The organism is Microbacterium algeriense (assembly GCF_008868005.1).
GTDB lineage: Bacteria > Actinomycetota > Actinomycetes > Actinomycetales > Microbacteriaceae > Microbacterium > Microbacterium algeriense.
In genome coordinates, this window is the sequence record NZ_WAAO01000003.1 from 229,689 (window position 1) to 244,309 (window position 14,621).

A 14,621-nucleotide genomic window follows, 5' to 3' on the forward strand; every position below is an offset into this window, starting at 1 on the left:
TGGCCGAGAGCGGGTCAGACGGCCCCGACGTCGACCGCACCACCGGTCGCGGCGGGCTCCGCGTAGGCGACCTCGCGCCAGACGTCGCCGACGCACTCGAAGGAGGTCACGCTCGACAGGGCGCAGCGTCGGGTCCGCGGGTCGTGTCGCAGCGGCAGGCCGGCGACCCGGAGGTGTGTGATCCAGATCGGCGCCTGGTGCGACACCATCACCACGTCTCCGTCCGGTGCGGCATCCCAGGCCTCGTCCATGACGCTCAGCATCCGCTCCGCGATGGACGAGTACGGCTCGCCCCAGCTCGGCAGGGACGGCTGCCGCAGGTGCCACCAGTTGAAGGGGTTCAGCAGGGAGCGTCGCATCTGCGTGCCCTCGAACACGTTGGTCGGCTCGATCAGTCGGATGTCGATCTCCGGCACCAGATCGAAGCCGTCGGCGAACGGCTCCGCGGACTCCTGCGCCCGCTCCAGCGGCGAGGAGTACAGCGCCGTCACCGGACGCCCGCCCGACGCGACGTGCGTCGCGGCGGCCGCGGCCATCTCCCGCCCTGCGGCGCTCAGGTGGTAGTCGGGCAGCCGCCCGTAGAGCACGCGGGCGGGATTGTGCACCTCACCGTGCCGGACCAGATGCAGGCGCGAAGCCGTCATGTCACGCCCTGCGGTAGCGGGACTCGCCGAACCCGAGGATCAGATAGCCGATGTACGGGAAGACGAACAGCAGGAAGAACGAGAACAGCCCGCCTTTGCCGAAGCGCTCCCCCAGCTTCACCGCGACGATGATGCCGAAGATGAAGCCCACGATCGGGATCAGGTACAGCAGCGCGAGCCACCCGGACATGCCAGCGATCTTGACGAGGAAGACCACGTTCACGATCGGGATGATCGCGAGGATGCCGGGGTATCCGGCCTTGGTGAAGACCTTCCAGAGACCGATGACGACGAGGACGTAGAAGACGAGGGCGATCAGACCCGTCGTGCCGGAGAAGATGGCGGCGAAGAGGTCGGAGATGCCGTTGGAGTCCATGATGGGCCTTTCTGTCCTGGCGATCTTACTGAGAGCCGGCTCGGGCGGAGGAGGCGACGCGCTCCCCCGTAGAATGGGCGGGTTCCCCATTTCCCAGATCAGAAGGAATACTCCGTGCTTCGCACCCACTCGGCAGGCTCTCTGCGAGCCGAGCACATCGGTCAGACCGTCACCCTCGCGGGGTGGGTCGATCGCCGTCGTGACCACGGAGGAGTCGCCTTCATCGATCTGCGGGACGCCTCCGGCATCGCCCAGGTCGTCATCCGCGACGAGGAGATCGCGCACCCGCTGCGCAACGAGTTCGTCCTGAAGGTGACCGGCGAGGTCTCGCAGCGCCCCGAGGGCAACGCGAACCCGAACCTGCCCACCGGCGAGATCGAGCTCATCGCGACCGAGGTCGAGGTGCTGAACGAATCCGCTCCGCTCCCCTTCCAGGTCTCCACGGCCCTCGCCGACACCGAGACGGTGGGAGAGGAGGCACGCCTCAAGTACCGCTACCTCGACCTGCGCCGCCCGGCCCCGGCTTCCGCCCTGCGTCTGCGCTCGAACGTCTACAAGGCGATCCGCGACGTGCTGCACGCCGACGACTTCACCGAGGTCGAGACGCCCACCCTCACCCGCTCCACGCCCGAGGGCGCCCGTGACTTCCTGGTGCCCGCTCGCCTGAGCCCCGGCAGCTGGTACGCACTGCCCCAGTCCCCGCAGCTGTTCAAGCAGCTGCTGATGGTGGGCGGCGTCGAGAAGTACTTCCAGATCGCCCGCTGCTACCGCGACGAGGACTTCCGCGCCGACCGTCAGCCCGAGTTCACGCAGCTCGACATCGAGATGAGCTTCGTCGACCAGGAGGACGTGATCGCCCTCATGGAGTCGCTCATCGTCGCGATGTGGGCGACGATCGGTGTCGAGGTGCAGACCCCGCTGCCGCGCATGACCTACGCCGAGGCGATGGCCAAGTACGGCTCGGACAAGCCCGACCTGCGCTTCGGCCTCGAGCTCGTCGACGCGACCGAGTACTTCAAGGACACCCCGTTCCGGGTCTTCCAGGCCGAGTACGTCGGCGCCGTGCGCATGCCCGGCGGCGCCTCGCAGCCCCGCAAGCAGCTCGACGCGTGGCAGGACTGGGCCAAGCAGCGCGGTGCACGTGGCCTCGCCTACGTCCTGTTCAACGAGGACGGCACGCTGGGCGGCCCCGCCGCCAAGAACCTGTCCGAGGCCGAGCAGGCCGGGCTCGCCGAGCTCGTCGGTGCAGAGCCGGGCGACTGCGTGTTCTTCGCGGCAGGCGCGACCAAGGAGAGCCGCGCGCTGCTCGGTGCCGCCCGCGTCGAGATCGGCCGTCGCCTGGGCTATCTGAACCCCGACGAGTTCGCCTTCACCTGGGTCGTGGACGCCCCGATGTTCGAGCCGGCCGCCGACGCGGTGGCCTCCGGCGACGTGGCAGTGGGCGCCGGTGCCTGGACGGCCGTGCACCACGCGTTCACCGGCCCGAAGCCCGAGTTCGAGGACACGTTCGACACCGACCCCGGATCGGCCCTCGCCTACGCATACGACATCGTGTGCAACGGCTCGGAGCTCGGCGGCGGTTCGATCCGCATCCACCGCGAGGACATCCAGAAGCGCGTGTTCGAGGTCATGGGCATCAGCGACGAGCAGGCCGACGAGCAGTTCGGCTTCCTGCTCGACGCGTTCAAGTTCGGCGCACCGCCCCACGGTGGGATCGCGCTCGGCATGGACCGCGTGCTGCAGCACCTGACCAAGACCGAGTCGATCCGCGAGGTCATCGCGTTCCCGAAGTCCGGCAACGGCTTCGACCCGCTCACCTCCGCTCCCGCTCCGATCACTCCGGAGCAGCGCGCCGAGGCCGGCGTCGACTACGAGCCCGAGGACGACGAGGCCTGAGCCGCCGAGACCCCGTCGTGCCGCCGAGACCCCGGGACACTGCCGCTGGCAGCCCGGGGTCTCGTCGCGTATCCGGGGTCTCGGCGAAAGAGGGAGGAGGGAGAAGGAAAAGGGGCGCTACGCGAATGCGGGGACGATGTTCTCGTTCCAGACGTCGACGCCCAGTTTCGCGATCAGAGCGACCACCACCACCAGGAACACCACGCGGATGAAGGTGGTCCCGCGCGAGATGGCCATGCGCGAACCGAGGTAGCTGCCCGCGACGTTCGCGACCGCGAGAATGCCGCCCAGCAGCCACAGCACCGAGCCGTGCGGGATGAACAGCATCAGGGCTCCGGCGTTCGTGGCGAGGTTGACGATCTTCGCCTTGGCGCTCGCCTGCAGGAAGTCGTAGCCGAGCAGCGCCACCAGCGTGATCACGAGGAACGTGCCCGTGCCGGGGCCGATCATCCCGTCGTAGAAGCCGATCCCCAGACCGGCGGCGCCCGCCATGATGTGGTGCTTGTGTCCGTGGAAGCGCAGCTGCGTGGCCGCGCCCATCTGCGGTCGGAACGCGGTGAACAGGGCCACGGCGAGCAGCGCGATCACGATGATGGGTTTGAATGCGGCGGAAGGCAGCACCGTCGCGACGGCCGCTCCCCCGAAGGAGCCGATCAAGGCGATGATCGCCATCGGTAGCGCCGTGCGGAGGTCGGGCTTCGCGCGTCGGTAGTAGGTGACGCTGCTCGTTGCCGTGCCGAAGACCGAGGCGAGCTTGTTCGTGGCGAGCGCCTGCACCGGCGCGATGCCCGGGATGAGCAGCAGCGCCGGCAGCTGCAGCAGCCCTCCTCCCCCCACGACCGCGTCGATCCAGCCCGCGCAGAAGGCCGCCACCACGACGAGCAGCAGGATCCCCCAGGTGAGCTGCTCCAGTCCGAGCACGGCGCCGATATCCACCTCGCCATGATTCCAGAGCCGCAGGGCTGCACTCGAATCCGCCCCCCGCGCTGGCAGACTGGGGCCATGCTCGATGCCCTGCCCCTGCCCCACACGATCGATTCGCGCGCCGGCACCGCACTCCTGCGACGGGCGACAGTTGAGGACACGGATGCGGTGATCGCGTTGCTGGCGGATGATCAGATCAGTGCGGCCCGTGGCGATGTGGCCTCGGCCGAGGACCGGCCGGCGTATGCGCAGGGCCTCCTCGAGATCCTGGCCGAGCCCTCGAACGACCTGCTCGTCGTCGAACTCGACGGCGCGGTGGTCGGCACGCTGCAGCTCACCTCCATCCCCGGGATGGCGCGTCGCGGCGCACGGCGGCTGCTGGTCGAGGCGGTGCGCGTGCAGAGCAGTCTGCGTTCCTCGGGCATCGGATCCGCCCTGATGCGCTGGGTCGGAGATGTCGCCGCCCCCGCGGTCGGCGCGTCGATGGTGCAGCTCACCTCCGACGCCGCCCGCACCGATGCCCACCGCTTCTACGAGCGCCTGGGCTACGTGGGCTCGCACCGCGGCTTCAAGTACACCGTGCCGCAGGACTGAGCACCGCCGCACCCGAGCGTCCACCCCCTCGCCACCGTCCGTTCACCGGACCCGCGACGGGCGGCAACCTGCGCCTCATAGTGTCCTCTCGCAACCCGACACCGGCTCACAGCGCCGGACACCGAGAGGACACTCATGGCTCGCTTCACCCGCCGCGCGCGCATCGGCGCCGGTATCGCCCTGGCCACCACGGCCGCACTCGCACTCACGGCCTGCTCCGGAGCGGCCGACGCCTCGGGCTCCGGCGACTCCGACGTGGACGCCGCGGCGGCGACCTCGGTCGCCGACTTCGGCACGTTCGCCGACCTCGAGGCCGCCGCCAAGGCCGAGGGATCGCTCAACGTCATCGCGCTCCCCCGCGACTGGGCGAACTACGGCGAGATCCTCGACCTGTTCGCCGAGAAGTACCCCGAGATCACGATCAACGAAGCCTCGCCGGACGTCTCGAGCGCCGAGGAGATCCAGGCCGCCGAGACGAACAAGGGACTCGACACCGCCCCGGACGTGTTCGATCTCGGTCTGACGGTCGCCCTCCAGAACACCGACACCTTCGCCCCCTACAAGGTGGAGACGTGGGACGACATCCCCGACGAGCTGAAGGAGCCGACCGGTCTCTTCGTCGGCGACTACGGCGGATACATGTCGATCGGCTACGACTCCTCGAAGTTCGATGCTCCCGCCGAGCTGTCCGACCTGCTCTCGGCCGACTACAAGGGCGCCGTCGCGATCAACGGCGACCCGACCCAGGCCGGTGCCGCGTTCGCCGCGGTGGGCCTGGCGACCGTGCAGTCCGACGGAACGCTGGACGATTTCCAGCCGGGCATCGACTTCTTCTCCGAGCTGCAGAAGGCCGGCAACCTGCTCAAGGTCGACGTGACCACCGCGACCATCGCGAGCGGCGAGACGCCCGTCGTGTTCGACTGGGACTACCTGAACGCCTCGCACACGGCTGACAACAAGGACTGGAAGGTCGTCGTCTTCGACGGCACCGGTTACGCCGGGTACTACAACCAGGCCATCAACGCCGACGCCCCGCACCCGGCCGCTGCTCGCCTGTGGCAGGAGTTCCTCTACAGCGACGAGGTGCAGAACCTGTGGCTGAAGGGCGGCGCCCGTCCGGTGCGCATGGAGGCGATGACCGAGGCGGGCACGATCGACGCCGACCTCGCCGCTGCGCTCCCTGAGGCTCCGGAGGAGACCGTGGTCCCGACCGAGGAGCAGTCGACGAACGCCGGCACGCTGCTCGGCGAGAAGTGGGCCGTGGCGGTCCAGTGACCACCCTCACCGCACCGGGGGCGGATGCCACGGCCGCCGCCCCCGCCACGGCCGCCGGGCCCTCGCCACGCGCGAGGGCCCGGCGGCCCGCTCCGTCCCTCGCCTGGCTCGGGCTCGTCCCCTTCGCCGCCTACGTCGTGCTGTTCCTCGCGGTGCCGACGATCCTCGCGATCGGCTCGGGCTTCTTCACCAAGGAGGGCTCGTTCACCTGGACGAACGTGGCGGCGCTCGCCGATCCGGTCGTGCTGAACACCTTCGCCAACTCCGCCGGCCTGTCACTGCTCACCGCCGTGGTCGGGGCGCTCGTCGGCGCGCTCGTCTGCTACGCGCTGCTCGGCATGGACCCCGAAGGCCGGACCCGCTCGGCGGTGGATGCCGCCGCCGGTGTGCTCGCGCAGTTCGGCGGCGTCATGCTCGCCTTCGCCTTCATCGCGACCATCGGCATCCAGGGCGTCGTCACCGTGTTCCTGAAGGACACGTTCGGCGTGAACATCTTCGAGAACGGCACCTGGCTCTACGAGCTGCCCGGCCTCGTGCTCCCCTACTTCTACTTCCAGATCCCCCTCATGGTCATCACCTTCATGCCCGCCCTCGCCGCTCTCAAGCCGCAGTGGGCCGAGGCGAACCTCACGCTCGGCGGCACCCGCACGAGCTTCTGGCTGCGCATCGGCATCCCCGTGCTCGCGCCCTCGTTCCTCGCCAGCCTGCTGCTGCTGTTCGCGAACGCGTTCTCGTCGTATGCCACCGCCGCCGCTCTCGCCAGCCAGGGTGCCCAGATCGTGCCGCTGCAGATCCGCACGGCGCTCACGAGCGAGACGGTGCTCGGCCGGGAGAACCTCGCCGGCGCCCTGGCGCTCGGCATGATCGTGATCGTCGGCGTCGTGATGGCCCTGTACTCCCTCGTGCAGCGACGCGCGGCGAGGTGGCAGTCGTGAACCGGCTCGGGCCCTCCCGCACGACCAGGTGGATCATCGGCGTGCTCGTGGGCTCGTTCTTCGCGGTGCCCCTGGTGTCGACGTTCCTGTTCACCCTGCGCGACCCCGCCGGCGGACTGTCCTTCGCCCGCTGGATCGCGTTGTTCGATCCGGCGGCCGCAGCCACCCTCAAGCCGATCTGGACCGGTCTCGGCAACTCGCTGGTGCTGGCCGTGGTGACGGTCGCCATCGTGCTGCTGCTGCTCGCCCCGACCATGATCCTCGTCAACCTGCGCTTCCCGAACCTCAAGCCCGCTTTCGAGTTCGCGGTGCTGCTGCCGATCTCGATCCCGGCGATCGTCCTCGTGGTGGGCCTCGCACCGATCTATCTGCAGATCGGTCGCACGCTGGGCACCGGCACATGGACACTCGCCTTCGCGTACGGCATCACCGTGCTGCCGTTCGCGTTCCGGTCCATCCAGGCGTCGATCGACGCGGCCGACCTCCGGACGCTCTCCGAGGCAGCGCGGTCGCTCGGCGCGAGCTGGCCGACGGTCGTGCTCAGGGTGCTCGCCCCGAACCTGCGTCAGGGTCTGCTCGCGGCGTCGCTGATCTCCATCGCCGTGGTGCTCGGAGAGTTCACGATCGCCTCGCTCCTGAACCGTCAGGTGTTCCAGACGGCCATGGTCGTCGTGAACAAACAGGACCCCTACGCGCCGGCCATCTTCACTCTGCTCGCGCTGGTGTTCGTCTTCCTCCTGCTCCTCGTCATCGGCCGCGTCGCCCGCGGCTCCGGAAAGGCCCGCCCATGACCCTCGACCACGCGCTGCCGCGCACCAAGGACAACCTGCTGCTCGCTCAGGCGGGCGAAGGCACCCGTGTCGAGCTGCAGGGCATCGTCAAGAGCTACGCCGGCAATCGCGTGCTGCACGGGGTCGACCTCGACATCGCGCCCGGTGAGTTCGTCTCCCTCCTGGGGCCTTCGGGCTGCGGCAAGACCACGTTGCTGCGCGTGCTCGCCGGCCTCGAAGGCGCGGACGAGGGCGCCGTGCTCCTGGGCGGCGGCGATGTGTCTCGTGTGCCGACGAACAAGCGCGACATCGGCATGGTCTTCCAGTCGTATTCGCTCTTCCCGCACCTGCGGGTCGCCGAGAACACCGCATTCGGTCTACGGCGACGCGGCGTCGGCAAGGCGGAGGCCTCGCGGCGCGCGGTCGACGCTCTGGCGCTGGTCGGGCTGGCCGACTTCGCCGATCGGTTCCCGCACCAGCTCTCCGGAGGGCAGCAGCAGCGTGTGGCACTCGCACGAGCGCTGGTCACCGAACCCAAGGTGCTGCTGCTCGACGAACCGCTCTCGGCGCTCGATGCGAAGGTGCGCGTGCAGCTGCGCGATGAGATCCGCCGCATCCAGCTGAGGCTCGGCATCACGACCGTGTTCGTCACGCACGATCAGGAGGAGGCGCTGGCCGTCTCGGATCGGATCGCGGTGATGAACGCCGGTCGCATCGAGCAGATTGGGTCCCCGGAACAGCTGTACACGAAGCCGTCGACAGCCGGAGTGGCTGCATTCGTGGGTCTGTCGAGCGTCGTGTCGGGCGTCGCCGAGGGCGATCACGTCATGGTGTGGGGACAGCGGCTTCCGCTGCAGTCTCCCGCCGACGGTCCCGTCGACGTGTACCTGCGTCCGGAGAACGTCTACTTCGCGTCCGAGGCCGACGCCGCCGCCGAGGCCCTGGTCGAGGAGAGCACCTTCCTCGGAAGCATGCGTCGCACCCTCGTCCGCACGGAGTCGGGAGAGCTCGTCCGCGTGCAGCACGCCCCCGGCATCCACCCGTCCTTCGGCGACCGGGTCCGCATCGCGATCGCTCCCGAGCCCGTCGCCGTGCATCCGCGCGGCTGAGTCGCTCCCCCCGCGCGGCTGAGTCGAGACCCCGGGTTCACGCCGAGACCCCCGGCTGCAGACGTCTGCAGCCGGGGGTCTCGACGAATGCCCGGGGTCTCGGCGACACCAGGCGGGGAAACTCAGAGCACGCGCGAGAGGAAGTCCTTCGTGCGCTGGTGCTGCGGATTCGCCAGCACCTCACGGGGGTCGCCCTCCTCGACGATGTTCCCACCGTCCATGAAGATCAGCCGGGATCCGACCTCACGCGCGAAGCCCATCTCGTGCGTGACGACGAGCATCGTCATCCCCTCATCCGCCAGCGAGCGCATCACCTGCAGCACCTCGCCGACCAGTTCGGGGTCGAGCGCCGAGGTCGGCTCGTCGAACAGCATCATGTCGGGGTTCATGCACAGCGCCCTGGCGATCGCCACGCGCTGCTGCTGCCCGCCGGACAGGTGCCCCGGATAGGCATCGGCCTTCTCGGCCAGTCCGACCCGATCGAGCATGGCATGCGCGATCTGCTCGGCTTCCTTCTTGGAACGCTTCTTCACGCGCTGCTGCGCGATCGTGAGGTTGCCCAGCACGCTCAGATGCGGGAACAGGTTGAAGCTCTGGAACACCATCCCGATGCGAGTGCGCACGCGGTCGATGTCGACGTCCGGATCGGTGATGTCGATGCCCTCGATCAGCACCTTCCCGCCGGTCGGCTCCTCGAGGAGGTTCACCGAACGCAGCAGCGTCGACTTCCCCGAACCCGACGGCCCGATCACGCAGACGACCTCGCCCTTGGTGACCCGGAGGTCGATGCCCTTGAGCACTTCGTTGTCGCCGAAGGACTTCACGAGCCCCTGCACGTCGATCGCGGGGGCGTGCACATCAATCAGTTCGGTGATCATCGCTGCCTCGACATCCGTCGCTCCAGCCACGCGCTGAAACGCGTGAGCGGGATCGTCACGATCAGGTAGAGGATCGCCGCCATGATGAGCGGCGTTCCGTTCGCGTTCTGCGTGCTCGCATCACGGGCGAAGGTCGTGAGCTCCTTCGACCAGATGAAGGAGCCGGCGACGAAGAGCAGCGACGTGTCCTTCAGCAACAGCACGAACTCGTTCGTCAGCGGCGGGATGATGATGCGGAAGCCCTGCGGCACGACGATCCAGAAGGTGGTCTTCATCGGGGACATGCCCAGAGATCGTGCCGCCTCGGTCTGTCCCTTCGGCACGGCCTGCAAACCAGCACGGATCGTCTCGGCCATATAGGCGGAGGCGACGAGGATGAGTCCGATGAGCCCCAGGACCACGGGACCCCCGAGTTTCGTCGCGGGCACGCCGAGTCCGATCGGCAGGATGTAGGCGATGGCGAAGATCGTCAGGATCGCGGGGAGTCCACGGAACAGCTCGATCCAGCACGTCGCGATCCATCGGAAAGGGGCGATCTCCGACAGCTTCATCAGGGCGAGCACGACGCCGAGGATCAGTCCGCCGAGGAACGCCACCGCGGTGAACCACAGCGTGTTCACCAGTGCGGTCGTGATGATGCCGGGAAGCATCTTCGCCGCGACCTCGGGGTTGAAGTACAGCTGCGCGATCCTCGCCCAATCCGTGCTGACCACGGCCCAGATGAGGATCGCGATCAGCACCGCGTAGACGGTGTACCGGTACAGCTTGCTCTTGGTGGTGCGCCTCAACGCCATCGTCGAGGTCCTCCCGCTCTCCCGCCGCCGGTCACTTGGCCGCGAGGTACTCGTCGTAGATCTTCTGATATCCGCCGTCGTCCTGAAGCTCCTTGAGAGCCTTGTTCACGGCCTCACGCAGCTCGTCCTTCTCGCCCTTGGCGAAGGCGAAGCCGTAAGACTCGTCCGTCGGGTAGGTCTCGACGATCTTGTAGGCGGGGTCGTCCTGTTCGTGGACGTAGTTGACGGGCTGGTCCTGCAGGATCGCGTCGATCTGACCCGCCTGCATCGCCGGCCAGAGCTCCCCGTCCGAGGGGTACTGCACGAGCTGCGCACCCGGGGCGTTCTCGCCCGCGTAGGTCTCACCGGTCGTGCCCTGCTGGACACCCACGTTCTTGCCGTCGAGGTCGTCGATGGAGGTGATGTCGGAGTCGGCACGCACGAGAAGCGACTGGAGCGAGTCGACGTAGGGGTCGGAGAAGTCGATGTTCGCCTTGCGCTCGTCCGTGATCGTCATCGCGGAGGCGCCGATGTCACACTGTCCGGCCGCGAGAGTCGTGCCGGACTGCAGCGCGTCGAAGCCCACATCCTGCACGGCGAGCTTCAGGTCGATCTTCTCGGCGATCGCGCTGAGCAGATCGATGTCGAAGCCCGAGTAGCCGGTTTCGGAGTTGGGGTCCTCCACCTCGAACGGCGGGTAGGGCACGTCCGAGCAGACGGTCAGAGTCCCGGCCTCGATCAGGCCGTACTCGTCGCCGGCGGCGGGCTCACCGCTGCTGCCCGCATCGGAGGAGCCGGTGGCGCAGCCGGCGAGGGCGAGCGTGGCCGTCGCCGCGAGGGCGAGACCGGCGAAGAGGTTGCGACGAGGCATGTCGGCTCCTGTGAGTCGAGGGCGGTGACGCCCGGTGACGGGTAGGAGAACATCTAAACATGCGGCTCGTCGCGTGACCAATGACATCCGGCTCACGCGTATCACGTTTGTGTTTCGAGTGCGGCGCGATCGACCGGACGAAACCCGGTACCCGCTTCGACGGAACGGCGTCTCAGACTTCGAAATCGACGGCGACGCGGGAGGCGACGACCGAGCGGATGTAGACGGCCACCTCCTCATGCGCCGGATGCACCTGGTACTCCTCGATCGCCGCGACCGACGCGAAATCGGCGACGAGGGTGACGTCCCAATTGGCGTCGGGGTAGGCGATGTTCGCGCCGGCGGAGATCGAGAGGAGCTGCGGCACGACGCCGTCCAGGGCGTTCAGGCGACGGGCGACCTCGGCAGCCTGCGCAGCGCGCTCGGTCGCATCCTCGGCGGCCAGCTTCCAGGTCACGACGTGACGGATCGTCATCGGGTCTCCTCCTGCAGGGTCGACTCATCGGCCCGGATGGCCTCTTCGAGGGCGTGCCGAAGCCGGTCCGGCGACAGGCGCCAGTGGGCGTGCAGCTCGCCATCGATCAGCACGACCGGGATCTTCTCCCACCACAGTTCGTAGAGCGCGGGATCGTCCTGGATGGAGGACTCGACGATCTCGATGCGCTCGGCGGCCGCGTCGGGAAGCTCGGCGACCACAGCGTCGATGATCTCGGATGCCACGTCGCACAGGTGGCAGTCGGGCTTGCCGATCAGGGTCAGCGTGGTCACGCCGAAGGCACCTCCACCGCGCGACCCTGCGCGATCCACTCCCCCGTACCGCCCTCGACGTTCGTCGCGTCATAGCCGCGAGCCTCGAGCGCTTCGACGACACGCGCGGAGCGACCGCCGGCCTGGCAGATCACATCGAACGACTCCGCGGGGAGTTCGTCGAGGCGGTTTCCGATCTCCGACATCGGGATGTTCACGGCGCCGGGGACGTGACCGGCGGCATACTCGTGCACCTCCCGCACGTCGATGAGCGGCGTGCCGGAGCGCTCGGCGAGTTCGGCGACGGTGATCGACTTCATGACATCCTCTCGGCGGTGGGACACGCGGGCAGAGACACAAAGCGCCCGTCCGAAGACAGGCGCTCGGTGTCTGGCCGCTTACTTCTTGTTGCGGCGCTGGTGGCGAGTCTTGCGAAGCAGCTTGCGGTGCTTCTTCTTCGCCATGCGCTTGCGGCGCTTCTTGATGACAGAACCCACGGAAACCTCACTAAGTCAGTGGCTGGATGTCGCCGATTTCGGACATCCGGGTACGGGCACGGAAAATGCCTCGGGTCAGTCTAGCAAACCCGCAGGCCTCGGCTGTCACACCTCGTCGTCGCCCACCCGGGTCCCCGCCGGAGGGCGATCGTCGTCAGCCGACGTCGGCGATGGGGCGCTGCAGCGCGTCGGCCACAGCGGATTCGGGCACGCGATAGCTGCGTCCGAAGCGGACAGCGGGCAGCTCGCCCGCGTGGACGAGCCGGTACACGGTCATCTTGGACACGCGCATCAGCTCGGCGACCTCAGCAACCGTGAGGAATCGGACGTCAGGAACCTCGGGCATCCCACGTACCCCTTTCTCGATGAGCACACTCTATGGGGTAGCTGCGACGCGTGTAAACCCGTGGGACTGATGTGATCAGTGGGACTCGGCGACGGTGGCGAACGCGCGCACAGGGAAGGTGCCGAACCCGCGGACTGCCGGTGGCGCCGCCGTGAACCGCGCGCCCCTGGCCGGAACTGCATCGAGCCTCGTCAGGTGCTCGACGACGTGAACCCCTCCGGCGAGGAGGATGCTGTGCGCCGGGCGCTCCCCTCCGCTCTCGGTGTCGTCGATGTTCAGGGAGTCGATGCCGACCAGTGCGACCCCGGCGTCGACCAGCGACCGCGCCGCCTTCTCGGTCAAGAAGGGTGCCCCTGAGCCGTACCGAGGCGTTCCGAAGTGCCTGTCCCATCCGGTGTCGATGAGCACGGCCGATCCGGCCAGGTCGCGGTCCCCGAACGTCGCGGCTCGGATGCCCCGGTCCTCCGACGTCCACGCGTCACGCACATGGAACACCTCGGCGCGCAGACCGACGAGGGTCCGCAGGTCGAGCGACGCGAGATCACGGCCGTCGGCGTAGCGGTGGAACGGCGCATCCAGGTACGTGCCGGTATTGCCGATCATCGTGATGACGTCCATCGCGAACTCGGTTCCCTCGGCATAGCGGGTGCGCGAATCCTCTCGCGTCAGATACGGCGTGATCGTCGGCGCGGGGAGCCCCGGGTAGGTCACGAGCCCCGCCTCGATCGGATGACTCAGATCGATCACCGTATCGGCCGCGACGCGGCGTTCGACCTCCACCCCTCTGCTGCCGCGGTGCGGCTCCTCCACGATCCTCAGGTCGGTGAGCGCGACCTCGCTCACGAGCGCGAGGCCGAGGTGGCGGACGAGCAGGGCGGCGACGTCCTCCTCGGAGACATCGTGCCCGGGAAGATCGAGTCGGAATCCGTCTCCGCTCATACCTCCGCCATTGGCGAAGACGATCGAGAAGTCGAAGTGCGCTCGGTATTCGGCAGTCATCTCCACATCATGGCGAACACCGAGGGCGCGCGGGGCGATCAGCCCGACTTCCTGGCCCGTGCCAGCCTCTCCCTGGCGTCGATCAGCGCCTGGCGCTCGACCTTGCGCGCCGCGCGCAGAGTCTTCTCCGCCTCCCGCACCGCCTTCTGCGCCTCTTTGAGGCGCCGGTCGCCGGCGATCTCCGCCGGATCGAGGGTGATCCACTCCGACGGTTCGGCATGGGGCTCGCCGCGATCGAGCGCCGCGATGTAGGCGGCGACGCCATCCAGGGTCCGCTCCACCGCGAACCGGAACGGGTCGGCCTCGGAGAGGAAGACCTGGTCCTCGATCGCGCGCCGGAGGGCGGGGAACTCGGCCGCCGTGATGACGCGATCGAACAGCGACGCCTCGCGGGCCGCGACCTCTTCGGGTGCGAGGCCGCTCCCCCGCGACTGCTCGGTGTACCCCGCCTGCACGATCCCGCACCAGCGCGCGTGGCCCGTCACCGCAAGGGCGGTCGCCATCCGCTCTTCGGCTGAGAGCGCTGTGTCCTCGAGCGCCGCGAGTCCGGCGTCCAGCCATGCCGAGCTGTTCGGCGTGATCGGCGAGCCGGTGATGGGCAGGGAGAGCATCCAGGGGTGTCGCAGGTACAGCTGCACCTGCTCCTGGTAGAGCGCCATGAGCTTCGCGCGCCACCCCTCCGCCTCCATCAGGCGCGCGGGCGGGAGGCCGGTCGCCTCCTCCTGCATCAGGAGGAGGAGGTCGTCCTTCGCGGTCACGTATCGATAGAGGGACATCGGGGTGAACCCGAGGCGCGAGGCGACGGCCGCCATCGACACGGCGCCGATCCCCTCTGCGTCGGCGAGCTCGACGGCCGCTTCGACGATCTTCTCCACGCTCATCTCGCGCTTGGGTCCGCGCTGCGGATTCGCCGCCACTCCCCACGCGAGGGCGATACCCCGAGGCAGCTCCGGGAGCTCGGTGTCGGTCATGGCTACATCCTACTTC

19 protein-coding genes are annotated in these 14,621 nt (G+C 68.4%); 6 read left to right on the forward strand and 13 right to left on the reverse strand.

Annotated features, from left to right (window positions below; genetic code table 11):
• Window positions 1-14 precede the first annotated feature (14 nt).
• Together F6A08_RS14865 and F6A08_RS14870 are read right to left on the reverse strand one after the other, a co-directional pair.
• On the reverse strand, window positions 15-644 hold the full coding sequence (locus F6A08_RS14865; protein WP_151459860.1) for a histidine phosphatase family protein: 630 nt from the start codon (window positions 642-644) through the stop codon (window positions 15-17).
• 1 nt (window position 645) lies between these two features.
• Window positions 646-1,020, reverse strand: a complete 375-nt coding sequence (locus F6A08_RS14870; protein WP_017203765.1) for a DUF5684 domain-containing protein — start codon at window positions 1,018-1,020, stop codon at window positions 646-648.
• A gap of 114 nt (window positions 1,021-1,134) precedes the next feature.
• On the opposite strand from F6A08_RS14870, the gene aspS reads away from it, so the two are divergent.
• On the forward strand, window positions 1,135-2,916 hold the full coding sequence (gene aspS / locus F6A08_RS14875; RefSeq protein WP_151459861.1) for an aspartate--tRNA ligase: 1,782 nt from the start codon (window positions 1,135-1,137) through the stop codon (window positions 2,914-2,916).
• Between the two features lie 117 nt (window positions 2,917-3,033).
• Here aspS and F6A08_RS14880 read toward each other — a convergent pair whose 3' ends face one another.
• Window positions 3,034-3,852 carry a sulfite exporter TauE/SafE family protein gene (locus F6A08_RS14880; RefSeq protein WP_151459862.1) on the reverse strand — a complete coding sequence of 273 codons (819 nt, stop codon included), beginning with the start codon at window positions 3,850-3,852 and terminating at the stop codon, window positions 3,034-3,036.
• Window positions 3,853-3,918: 66 nt separating this feature from the next.
• Between F6A08_RS14880 and F6A08_RS14885 the strand changes: the two genes are divergently transcribed.
• From F6A08_RS14885 to F6A08_RS14905, 5 genes are all read left to right on the forward strand, one after another.
• The gene (locus F6A08_RS14885; protein ID WP_151459863.1) at window positions 3,919-4,434 is read left to right on the forward strand and encodes a GNAT family N-acetyltransferase; all 516 of its coding nucleotides are present in this window, start codon (window positions 3,919-3,921) and stop codon (window positions 4,432-4,434) included.
• Between the two features lie 135 nt (window positions 4,435-4,569).
• Entirely contained in the window at window positions 4,570-5,709 is a 1,140-nt protein-coding gene (locus F6A08_RS14890) for an ABC transporter substrate-binding protein (protein ID WP_151459864.1), read from the forward strand.
• Window positions 5,706-6,644, forward strand: coding sequence for an ABC transporter permease (locus F6A08_RS14895; protein WP_192576788.1), 939 nt, complete (start codon window positions 5,706-5,708; stop codon window positions 6,642-6,644). Before F6A08_RS14890 ends, F6A08_RS14895 begins: the two co-directional genes overlap by 4 nt.
• Window positions 6,641-7,435 carry an ABC transporter permease gene (locus F6A08_RS14900; protein ID WP_151460132.1) on the forward strand — a complete coding sequence of 265 codons (795 nt, stop codon included), beginning with the start codon at window positions 6,641-6,643 and terminating at the stop codon, window positions 7,433-7,435. The genes F6A08_RS14895 and F6A08_RS14900 overlap by 4 nt, the downstream gene beginning before the upstream one ends.
• Window positions 7,432-8,523: an ABC transporter ATP-binding protein gene (locus tag F6A08_RS14905; protein ID WP_151459866.1), complete on the forward strand. Its 1,092-nt coding sequence runs from the start codon at window positions 7,432-7,434 to the stop codon at window positions 8,521-8,523. Before F6A08_RS14900 ends, F6A08_RS14905 begins: the two co-directional genes overlap by 4 nt.
• Before the next feature lie 122 nt (window positions 8,524-8,645).
• Here the strand turns inward: F6A08_RS14905 and F6A08_RS14910 are convergent, their stop codons facing one another.
• From F6A08_RS14910 to F6A08_RS14960, 10 genes are all read right to left on the reverse strand, one after another.
• Window positions 8,646-9,401, reverse strand: coding sequence for an amino acid ABC transporter ATP-binding protein (locus tag F6A08_RS14910; protein WP_017204632.1), 756 nt, complete (start codon window positions 9,399-9,401; stop codon window positions 8,646-8,648).
• Window positions 9,398-10,195 carry an amino acid ABC transporter permease gene (locus tag F6A08_RS14915; protein ID WP_151459867.1) on the reverse strand — a complete coding sequence of 266 codons (798 nt, stop codon included), beginning with the start codon at window positions 10,193-10,195 and terminating at the stop codon, window positions 9,398-9,400. Before F6A08_RS14915 ends, F6A08_RS14910 begins: the two co-directional genes overlap by 4 nt.
• Before the next feature lie 31 nt (window positions 10,196-10,226).
• Window positions 10,227-11,045: a basic amino acid ABC transporter substrate-binding protein gene (locus F6A08_RS14920; protein ID WP_151459868.1), complete on the reverse strand. Its 819-nt coding sequence runs from the start codon at window positions 11,043-11,045 to the stop codon at window positions 10,227-10,229.
• A gap of 172 nt (window positions 11,046-11,217) precedes the next feature.
• Window positions 11,218-11,520: a Dabb family protein gene (locus F6A08_RS14930; RefSeq protein ID WP_151459869.1), complete on the reverse strand. Its 303-nt coding sequence runs from the start codon at window positions 11,518-11,520 to the stop codon at window positions 11,218-11,220.
• Entirely contained in the window at window positions 11,517-11,813 is a 297-nt protein-coding gene (locus tag F6A08_RS14935) for a glutaredoxin family protein (protein ID WP_017204629.1), read from the reverse strand. Before F6A08_RS14935 ends, F6A08_RS14930 begins: the two co-directional genes overlap by 4 nt.
• Complete coding sequence (locus F6A08_RS14940) at window positions 11,810-12,112, reverse strand: rhodanese-like domain-containing protein (protein ID WP_151459870.1); 303 nt, start codon at window positions 12,110-12,112, stop codon at window positions 11,810-11,812. Before F6A08_RS14940 ends, F6A08_RS14935 begins: the two co-directional genes overlap by 4 nt.
• 78 nt (window positions 12,113-12,190) lie before the next feature.
• A complete protein-coding gene (locus F6A08_RS14945) occupies window positions 12,191-12,289 on the reverse strand; it encodes a 30S ribosomal protein bS22 (RefSeq protein ID WP_003792170.1) in 99 nt (32 codons plus the stop codon).
• 154 nt (window positions 12,290-12,443) lie between these two features.
• Entirely contained in the window at window positions 12,444-12,635 is a 192-nt protein-coding gene (locus F6A08_RS14950) for a helix-turn-helix domain-containing protein (protein ID WP_017204627.1), read from the reverse strand.
• 75 nt (window positions 12,636-12,710) lie between these two features.
• Window positions 12,711-13,634: a cyclase family protein gene (locus F6A08_RS14955; protein WP_151459871.1), complete on the reverse strand. Its 924-nt coding sequence runs from the start codon at window positions 13,632-13,634 to the stop codon at window positions 12,711-12,713.
• 38 nt (window positions 13,635-13,672) lie between these two features.
• A complete protein-coding gene (locus F6A08_RS14960; RefSeq protein ID WP_017204625.1) occupies window positions 13,673-14,605 on the reverse strand; it encodes a TetR/AcrR family transcriptional regulator in 933 nt (310 codons plus the stop codon).
• Between the last annotated feature and the right edge of the window lie 16 nt (window positions 14,606-14,621).

Bases quoted from the DNA above. Each gene is read 5' to 3' on its own strand.
- F6A08_RS14910 (WP_017204632.1), bottom strand. From the start codon at position 9,401: ATGATCACCGAACTGATTGATGTGCACGCCCCCGCGATCGACGTGCAG.
- F6A08_RS14885 (WP_151459863.1), top strand. From the start codon at position 3,919: ATGCTCGATGCCCTGCCCCTGCCCCACACGATCGATTCGCGCGCCGGC.
- F6A08_RS14920 (WP_151459868.1), bottom strand. From the start codon at position 11,045: ATGCCTCGTCGCAACCTCTTCGCCGGTCTCGCCCTCGCGGCGACGGCC.
- F6A08_RS14865 (WP_151459860.1), bottom strand. From the start codon at position 644: ATGACGGCTTCGCGCCTGCATCTGGTCCGGCACGGTGAGGTGCACAAT.
- F6A08_RS14950 (WP_017204627.1), bottom strand. From the start codon at position 12,635: ATGCCCGAGGTTCCTGACGTCCGATTCCTCACGGTTGCTGAGGTCGCC.
- F6A08_RS14870 (WP_017203765.1), bottom strand. From the start codon at position 1,020: ATGGACTCCAACGGCATCTCCGACCTCTTCGCCGCCATCTTCTCCGGC.
- F6A08_RS14890 (WP_151459864.1), top strand. From the start codon at position 4,570: ATGGCTCGCTTCACCCGCCGCGCGCGCATCGGCGCCGGTATCGCCCTG.
- F6A08_RS14955 (WP_151459871.1), bottom strand. From the start codon at position 13,634: ATGACTGCCGAATACCGAGCGCACTTCGACTTCTCGATCGTCTTCGCC.
- F6A08_RS14915 (WP_151459867.1), bottom strand. From the start codon at position 10,195: ATGGCGTTGAGGCGCACCACCAAGAGCAAGCTGTACCGGTACACCGTC.
- F6A08_RS14960 (WP_017204625.1), bottom strand. From the start codon at position 14,605: ATGACCGACACCGAGCTCCCGGAGCTGCCTCGGGGTATCGCCCTCGCG.
- F6A08_RS14905 (WP_151459866.1), top strand. From the start codon at position 7,432: ATGACCCTCGACCACGCGCTGCCGCGCACCAAGGACAACCTGCTGCTC.
- F6A08_RS14940 (WP_151459870.1), bottom strand. From the start codon at position 12,112: ATGAAGTCGATCACCGTCGCCGAACTCGCCGAGCGCTCCGGCACGCCG.
- F6A08_RS14930 (WP_151459869.1), bottom strand. From the start codon at position 11,520: ATGACGATCCGTCACGTCGTGACCTGGAAGCTGGCCGCCGAGGATGCG.